The organism is uncultured Campylobacter sp., assembly GCF_938030815.1.
GTDB lineage: Bacteria > Campylobacterota > Campylobacteria > Campylobacterales > Campylobacteraceae > Campylobacter_B.
Genome location: NZ_CALHII010000194.1, coordinates 1 through 7993 on the forward strand (window position 1 = coordinate 1; position 7993 = coordinate 7993).

At 46.7% G+C, this 7993-nt stretch carries 9 protein-coding genes; 4 read left to right on the plus strand and 5 right to left on the minus strand.

The window, feature by feature from the left end; all coding sequences use genetic code 11:
• Positions 1-107: 107 nt before the first annotated feature.
• The 3 genes from Q0277_RS07450 to Q0277_RS07460 all read right to left on the minus strand — a co-directional run bounded on the left by Q0277_RS07450 (position 108) and on the right by Q0277_RS07460 (position 2222).
• On the minus strand, positions 108-311 hold the full coding sequence (locus Q0277_RS07450) for a hypothetical protein (RefSeq protein WP_005869903.1): 204 nt from the start codon (positions 309-311) through the stop codon (positions 108-110).
• A 73-nt stretch (positions 312-384) separates the two neighbouring features.
• Entirely contained in the window at positions 385-1125 is a 741-nt protein-coding gene (locus Q0277_RS07455; protein WP_297996930.1) for an EI24 domain-containing protein, read from the minus strand.
• Between the two features lie 407 nt (positions 1126-1532).
• Positions 1533-2222, minus strand: a complete 690-nt coding sequence (locus Q0277_RS07460; RefSeq protein WP_297996932.1) for a dUTP diphosphatase — start codon at positions 2220-2222, stop codon at positions 1533-1535.
• A gap of 80 nt (positions 2223-2302) precedes the next feature.
• On the opposite strand from Q0277_RS07460, the gene Q0277_RS07465 reads away from it, so the two are divergent.
• A complete protein-coding gene (locus tag Q0277_RS07465) occupies positions 2303-2716 on the plus strand; it encodes a hypothetical protein (protein WP_297996934.1) in 414 nt (137 codons plus the stop codon).
• Between the two features lie 321 nt (positions 2717-3037).
• Here Q0277_RS07465 and Q0277_RS07470 read toward each other — a convergent pair whose 3' ends face one another.
• Positions 3038-3247 (minus strand): 4-oxalocrotonate tautomerase family protein, encoded by a 210-nt coding sequence (locus Q0277_RS07470; protein ID WP_297996937.1) that lies wholly within the window; start codon positions 3245-3247, stop codon positions 3038-3040.
• A gap of 106 nt (positions 3248-3353) precedes the next feature.
• Between Q0277_RS07470 and luxS the strand changes: the two genes are divergently transcribed.
• The 3 genes from luxS (at position 3354) to Q0277_RS07485 (ending at position 6404) form a co-directional block, all read left to right on the plus strand.
• Entirely contained in the window at positions 3354-3857 is a 504-nt protein-coding gene (gene luxS / locus Q0277_RS07475) for an S-ribosylhomocysteine lyase (RefSeq protein ID WP_297996938.1), read from the plus strand.
• 587 nt (positions 3858-4444) lie between these two features.
• Positions 4445-4783 carry a cupin domain-containing protein gene (locus Q0277_RS07480; RefSeq protein ID WP_297996940.1) on the plus strand — a complete coding sequence of 113 codons (339 nt, stop codon included), beginning with the start codon at positions 4445-4447 and terminating at the stop codon, positions 4781-4783.
• Between the two features lie 163 nt (positions 4784-4946).
• Complete coding sequence (locus Q0277_RS07485) at positions 4947-6404, plus strand: DKNYY domain-containing protein (RefSeq protein WP_297996942.1); 1458 nt, start codon at positions 4947-4949, stop codon at positions 6402-6404.
• 513 nt (positions 6405-6917) lie between these two features.
• Here the strand turns inward: Q0277_RS07485 and mnmA are convergent.
• Positions 6918-7949 carry a tRNA 2-thiouridine(34) synthase MnmA gene (gene mnmA / locus Q0277_RS07490; RefSeq protein WP_297996943.1) on the minus strand — a complete coding sequence of 344 codons (1032 nt, stop codon included), beginning with the start codon at positions 7947-7949 and terminating at the stop codon, positions 6918-6920.
• Positions 7950-7993 lie beyond the last annotated feature (44 nt).

Below are 7993 nucleotides of genomic sequence, written 5' to 3' on the forward strand. Positions count from 1 at the left end.
TTTTGGAATTTTGGAATTTTGGAATTTTGGAATTTTGGAATTTTGGAATTTCGCGGCGCGTAGATTAATAAGCGATTAAAACGCGCCGCAGCAAGTGGCGCTAGCAGCTAGTTTGCAGCGTCTTGAAGCTCTTCTTCGATCTCAGAGTTGCTTTTTACGACCATGCCTGAGCCATGGATGACGCTAGGCATGCAGGATGTGCAGATATGCACCGTCTCGCCGTTTTTATGCGCCTTGATAAAGACCGCGTTTTCATCGTCGCTGCTTTTTAGCGAACAAATATTGCAAATGTAAATATCACCTGATTTCATAGAAATCCTTTCTTAAAAAATTTCACACTATTTTATGAAAATTTCAAAATTTTTCATTGATTTTAGTTAATCTTTAGCGATTTTTATTGCGGGCGCTTTCGTCTATCAGCACTACGTGCGTCAAAAAGATGATGAAAAATAGCTGAAAAAATAATCCTACCAGCGGGATCAAACACAGCAGATAAAAAATAAAAGCGCTTAGGGCAAATTTATATCCGCCGCCCATTTTATAAGAGCGCTCGAAGCTTTTCGCGCTTAACGCGTTTGAAGCGACGTCGATTAGAATCAGCTTGTAATAGATATAAAAAAACGGCACGTTGATGATGAATAAATTTATTACCGGCACAAACAAAAGCACCGAGCAGATAAATAAAATCGCTAAAAATTTTAAAATTTCAAGGCTCATCAGCTTTAGCACTCGCGCCGTGCTCGCTTCATCCGCGCGTATTAGGCGGTAGTGGCGGGCATTGATCTCTTTAGTGACTGCGGGCGTCAGAAATCCTGCTATGATAAGCGCACAAAACACGCTAAGCATCAGTACCGCAAAGCTGGCAAACACCGAAAAAATCGCGCCGATAATCCACTTTGTAGCAGCAAAGCTTAGAATTTTCGCAATTACCGGGAAGCGCTGCTCGTCCAAGAAGCTAAAATCGCCGCTTTGCGCGCCCTGCGAAAGCGCGTCAAAAAGCTCTTTGCCGCCGAAAAATGCGAGCGTACCTAAGATTATGAGCGAGCACACAAGCGGCAATAGCGAGAGCAAAATAAACTTGCGCGTAAAAAAATCCTGCTTTGCTAAATTAAAAATTCTACCCATGTATGCTCCTATTTGCGTTATTTTAGCGACTTTTGCGATGGAATTTGAGCTTAGTTTATTATTTTAACTGCCGCACCGCGCCTCATTGATCCGCTCGCTTGGCTCATTCGCTTGCTTTAGCCGGCTCATCTCGAATTATAATATGAAATTTATGCTTTGATTACCCGCCCGCGTTTAATCTGCTCGTTTATCGTGTGTAAAAAAGAGATCGTTTTGCTTGTTGCAAATATTTATTTGCTTACTACGCGGAATTTTGCCACTTATAAATAAGCTGGCACTGCGTAAAATTTCAGGCACAAAATTGCAGAGTTTCAAATCAAAGCCCTTTTTTTAAAATTTGCATGCCGAAATTTTATAGATGAAATTTCAAAATTTCAAAGGGAAATCTCGCGCGCAAATCCATGACTTTACTTCGTCGCGTCGTAGATCTTTTGCAATTGCTCGTAAATTTCGTTTCCGCTTACTGCGCCTTTTGATAGCACCTCTATTAGCACCTCGTTATCCTCAAGGTCTCCCCAGATTTTGCGGTAGTTGCCCTCTTTGTAGCCGTTATTTTGGCGGAATTTATTTAGCACGTTTTTGCCGATATATTTGGCAAAAAGTATGTCTAAGCTCACTCCACATTTAATCGCGACGCGAAAAAAATCGGTCAGCAGCTCGCCGATTTGCAGCTCAAAGCCGCTTGTTTCGTGGATTATGAGCTCGATGTCGTTTACGATTTCGTAGATGCTGTATTCGCGCACGTCGTAGGCGTAGGAGCTAAACTCCGCAAATCCGCTTACTGCCGTGACGTCGCTTACGATGTGTTCGATGTCTTTGCTGCCGTAATATTGCTCTAAAATATAGCTCATCACGAAGTGCCAAATATCAACGATCTCGATGACGATATTATTCACGTCCGGCGCTGCAGAGATATTTTTCCAATGCTTCCACGCAAAGCTATCGATAAGCTCTGCGCATTCCATGTAAATGCAGCGCTTCCAGTTGATAAGTTTGCCGTTTTTTGTATAGCCGTCCTCCCAGCCCACGCCATTTGTTTCGTCGTTTAGGGCTTGCTGCATCAAAAACATCTCTTTTACTTTTTTATAATTTTCCATAAAAATTCTCCTAATTTTGGCTCGCGATTATAGCTAATAAAAGAAAATCATTGTATAATTTAGCAAAAAGGAGGCTTAAAATGTGTGCCGCTCAAGATAAATTCGACGAGTTTTTAGGCAGGATGAAGCTCCTATCTCTCGGAGTTTTGCGCAATAATCTGCCATATTGCTGCAGTGCATTTTATGCCTACGATCCGCAAAATAAGGAGCTCATCATCGCAAGCGCGAGCGACTCCGAGCATATCAAAGCAGTCTTTGCCAACCGCGGAGTTGCGGCTACGGTCGCACTGGATACGAAATTTGTAGGCAGGATTAAAGGCGTGCAGATTTGCGGCCATATCCGTAGCGCGGATGAGCGCGAAACCTCGCTATATCTTAAGCGCTTCCCGTTTGCGCGCGCGATGCAGACCGATTTTTTTACGATCAGAATCGATTGGATGAAAATGACCGATAATACTCTAACTTTCGGCAAAAAACTAATTTGGGAACGCTAGCTCGCTAAGAAATCGTCTATTTATTTTTACGAAATTTTAAACTTTGCGAGGCTTAAATTTTATCTAGTAAGATTTTGAAATTTGCATAAATTCTATCTTGCCGGTTTTTTCAAAGAATTTCACCATTAGATCCACTTTAAAATTCCCGCTCGGTTGGTTTTTGGAATTTTACAGCATGGAATTTAGCGTAAAATTTCATCTTGCAAGCGGGGATTGTCGCAAATTTTATTTCCTTAGAAGCGGAGCCTGCCACGTAAAATTTCGCTTTAAAATTTTAAAATTCTAAAATTTCGCTTTTCAAACTTAATCTGACGCGCGAGCTTAGCTCTGCCGCTCCCTGATTTCGCTTACTAGTCGTCCGCCGATCGCGTAGTCGTCAGTGGATATTTCATCTATCGTAACGACCGTGGTTTTCTCGCCCCTGCCCAGCACGGCTACGAGGGCATCGGTGAGGTTTTTGACGAGCCTTGCTTTTTGCTCGCGACTTAAGCCGCCGCGCTCTTTGGTGATTTTGACGTTTATATAGGGCATTAATTCTCCTGAAAATAAACGTAATTGTAACCAAAATTTCATCTGTGTGCCTAAAAGTACGAAATTTTATGTTAAAATCGCCGTGATCTGAATTTAAGGAGAAAATATGCCATTGTTAGATAGTTTTAAGGTCGATCATACCCGCATGAATGCACCGGGCGTGCGGCTCGCAAAGAGCATGCGCACCAAAAGCGGCGATAAGATCAGCGTCTATGATCTGCGGTTTTGCCGCCCGAATTTAGAGATCATGAGCGAGCGCGGCACCCATACGTTGGAGCATCTTTTCGCAGGCTTTATGCGCGAGCATCTAAATAGCGCGGACGTCGAGATCATCGACATTTCGCCGATGGGATGCCGCACGGGCTTTTATATGAGCGTGATCGGCGCGCCTAGCGAGAGCGCCGTCGCAGCGGCGTGGAGCACGAGCATGAAGGATATTTTGGGCGTGGCCTCTCAAGCGGATATCCCCGAGCTGAATAAATTTCAGTGCGGCACCTTCGCGATGCACTCGCTAGCAGAAGCTAAACAGATCGCGCAAAACGTGCTAAATAAAGGAATCGGCGTAATCAAAAACGACGAGATCGCACTGGATCCAAGCAAGATAAAATAGTTTTGAAATTTAAGAGATAGTGTAAAATTCTAACGCTATCTCTTTGAACTCCCGCTTGGCTCGTGATCGGTATGTTATGCGCTATAAAAACATTATCGTAAAATATGCAAAAATTCGAGGCACAAAATGCGTATTTGCTAAAACAAGCCAGAGGTAGTAGCATCTATTTATAAGCCGATTTAGTTTTATAAACCGACTTGGCACTTGCCGTAAAGTCTGCGTCACGCGAGGTTTTTGATAAAAGCTACGATTTGGCTTTAGCTGGGTGGCAAAAGCGCGCAAGCAAAGCTCATATCAAATTTAATAAATTTATCTCGTAGGCCGGCTTTAAATTTATAAGAATTTTTAAAATTTCGTCTTAAATTAAAGCCTAAATTCTATCCGCAAATACTATGCTTATGCGCCTTCTTACTTTTAGATGCGATCTTCAATCCTCCAAAAAAATCGCACAGTAAAATGTGAATTTAAAATTTTTATTTAAGGTTGCGTTGCGAGTTTGGCGCTTGAAATTTCACTTTCGCTGCACGAAAAGAATGCTAAAATTCCGCCGAAACCGCGCCGGATGCGGTGAACTTAAAGGAGCGAAAATGCAAAGAATTTTTCATATAAAAGATGCTATTTGTAGCGACGAGCGAGCCGTAAAAACGACATTTTTTACTACGGAGACCACTTGCAGCGCGGTTTGGATCGTCAAACGCGGTCAGGTCGTAGCGCCGCATATTCACCCAGACGGCGATGACGTGTGGATCTGCTTAAGCGGACGCGGCGTGTTTTATCCGAGCAAGGGCGAGGAGGTACCGATCTGTGCGGGAGATCTAATCATTTCCAAAAGCGGAGAGTGCCACGGTATGAAAAATACGGGCGATGAGGATTTTGTGTTTGCAAGCGTTACGGCGCCGATTCCGTGCGGCTACGAAGCGCTTTGAATTAAAATTTGCCAGAGATTTTGTGGTATTCGTAAAATAAATTAGCGCCGCAAAGAGTTGAATCAGAATTTGTCCGTAGCGTTAAATTTCATAAATTTAGCCGCGCTTTTGTACAATTTCAAGTGCCGCGCAATCTGCGGCGAGATTAAATTCGAGGCAAAAGATGTATGAGGATTTTACGCAAGAGCTAAAGGACGAGCCCGCGCAAAAGAAGCGCAAAGCTAGGGCGCGCAAGGCAGAAGCAGATCGTAAGCCTGTGCGAGATGGGCCCAGAGGCATGCCGCTTTGGCGCAAGATCGCGCTTGGTATAACGTTTGCGTTCGCGGCTTTTAGCGCGCTTATTCTAGCGGCGGTTATAAATTCCGCAGACGACTACTCGCTGCGGGATGATGAGCAGATCAAATACAGCGATTTTTATAAAAAAGGAGATGAAATTTACGCCCTCGTAGTGGGTGCGGGCTATTTTGCGATGCAGGGCGCGGACGTGGCGAGCTTTCGGGTTTTGGATTTCGGCTCCGGCTACCGCTCCAACGTCGCGGCGGATAAAAACGCCGTATATTGCGGAAATATCGCGATGAGCGAGCTGGAGCCTGCGCGCACGAAAGCCGTGGCGTTTGGCTACGTAAGCGACGGGCAAGTTAGCTACTTTTGCGACGGCGAGGCGGTGCCAAACGACGCGCTGGGGGCGCTTAAGCTTACTTATGAAACCTTGGCGCATATTTTTTGGGATGCGCCCAAACCGCAAAGCTACCTCTATAAATTTAAACGCATGGACGCCACGGATCTGCGCCAAATCGCGGGCGTATATTACGCTGCAGAAGGCTCTTGCGCGTTTTATAAGGGAGAGGTTTTGCCAGACGCCGATGCCGCGAGCCTGCGCCGGATAGAGGGAAGCGACGGCAGGGCGAGCGAAGTTTATGCCGCGGACGGCACGAACGTGTATTTTAAAAACCTGCGCCTTGACGCGCGCGATAACGGCGGCCATTACGAACTTTTGAGGCAGCGGTTGGACTATTTTTTGTGGGATGCGAAAAGCGGCGATGTTTTTGCGAACGATCTGAAATTTGACCCAGCCACCGCGCCCTATGCTCCGCTAAATAGGCAGCTTGCGCACTCAAACCATCTACTTTTTGCCTCCCCCGGCGGTATCTATTATTTCGACGAGAACGACGGAAAGCAAAAGCGCGCGGCAGACAACCCCTTCGCAGGCGAAGTTCACGCGCTTAGCGGCAGCGTGTTTCAAAGCGGCGAGCGGATATATTTTTTAGAAAGCGCCGAAGTTTGGGGCGGCGGCCGCAGCACTCGCAGGATGGTCGCTCGCAAAAGCGGACTTTTCGCGCTCGATCTGCCGCACGAGTGGCGCAAAGTAGGCGGCGTGCACGGCGGGCTATACGGCTGGGTGTATTCAAACGGCGGGCGATTTTTCTACTTCGACGATCTGGGCTCTTCGCAGCTGATAGATCGGTGCATTTATGAGATCAGGGATCTAGGTTTGGTTGAAATTTTGCTTCAAAAACAGGGCTTCGGCACGAGTAAAATTCGCGAGATGATAAAGAGCGGCGGGCTTGAAGCGGTGGATGGCGAGCTGCTTTTCGAGGTAAAGACGCGAGTGGAATTTTAGGGCGATTTGAGCACAATTCGAGCGCAGAAAGCGCTGCTAAATTTTAAAATTTGATTTTATTTCGGCATAAATTTTTAAAATTTAAATGTAGTCGTGGGCTCTAGCGTAGGTTTAGAAATTTCATCGCAAATTCCTTTAGAGGGAGCGCGCAAATTTCGTTTCGCGCCGTCGCGACGACGCGCGAAATATTTTATATCGGTCGCGATCTTTGCGTCACGGCGCGCTTTGATAAGACGTCGCCGTAAATTTTATTTTAGCGCCGCAACTTTCGTAAAATTTGGCTAGCAGTGCAGGTAACACAGCGACAGAGCGTAAATTTAAAAGCCTCAATCGTAAAGCTACGCGCATAAAATTTGCGCGCCGAGCTTACGGGATAAAATTTAACGGCTTGGATTCAAAAGCGCAAATATCTTACTCCGATATGAAATTTAACAGAGTGAGTGCAGATTAAGCGGCGCGACCAAAGCGCCGTTTTGCAAACTCGAGGGCTTTAAGTGAAGCAAAAACAAAGCGCTATTTTATAAATCCGCTTGCCATTACGCGGTCGCGCTCGTCGTAGAAAACCGCGAGCTGTGCAGGAGCGATGCCCGCTGCGGGCGTGGACAGCACGGCATGTACCCCACCGTCCTTACGAGGCGAAATTTTAACGGGGAGTTTGGTGCTGCGGTAGCGGATCTTAACGCCGAGATTCGGCATATTTAAAATTTCATCCCTGCTTAAAAAGGCGTTGAAATTTTCGGTGTCGAACTCATAGGTCGCCAGCTCCTCCTTGCCGCCCACGACGATCTCGTTTTTACTCGGGTCGATGCTTAGTACGAAGTGCGGCTCATGCGCGCCGTGCACCGTAAAACCGCGGCGCTTGCCGATCGTGTAGTGCATATAGCCTTCGTGAGTGCCGATAGCGTTGCCCGCACGGTCGCGCACGATGCCGGGCATTTTGGTACCCGTATGGCGGTTCAAAACGTCGATATAGGTGGTATCGACGAAGCAGATCTCACTGCTTTCGCTCGCAGAGGCGATCTGCGAAAGCTCCGTATAGGCGCGCGCAGCCTCTTTGACATCCTTTTTATACATCCCTCCAAGCGGAAAGAGCATAAATTTAAGCGCGGCGGGATCGATGTTTGCTAAAAAATAGCTCTGATCTTTGCTGAGATCTACAGCGGCTTTTAAAAGCCCGTCCTCGATACGGACGTAATGCCCCGTAGCTAGGCGCTCAAAGCCCTGCTCGCGCGCGAATTCCAAGAGCTTGCCTAGCTTGATGCGGCGGTTACATAGCGCGCAGGGATTTGGCGTAAGACCGCCGATATAGGCCTGCACGAAGGGCTCGTAAACATCGCGATTAAAATCATCCTGCAGATCCAAAATGTGGATTTTTATACCCAAAAACTCGCCCACCTTGCGGACTTTGGCGATGTTTGCTTCGTGATAGCCCGGCTTTGCGTGCAGCTTCATATAGCAGCCCTGCACCTCGTGCCCCGCGTCTTGCAGCAGCTTCGCGCACATCGAGCTATCCACGCCGCCGCTCATCGCGACTAAAATTTTCATTCGTTCTCCTTACGTCGCACGTCCGTCAAAATTTCATCCACGCT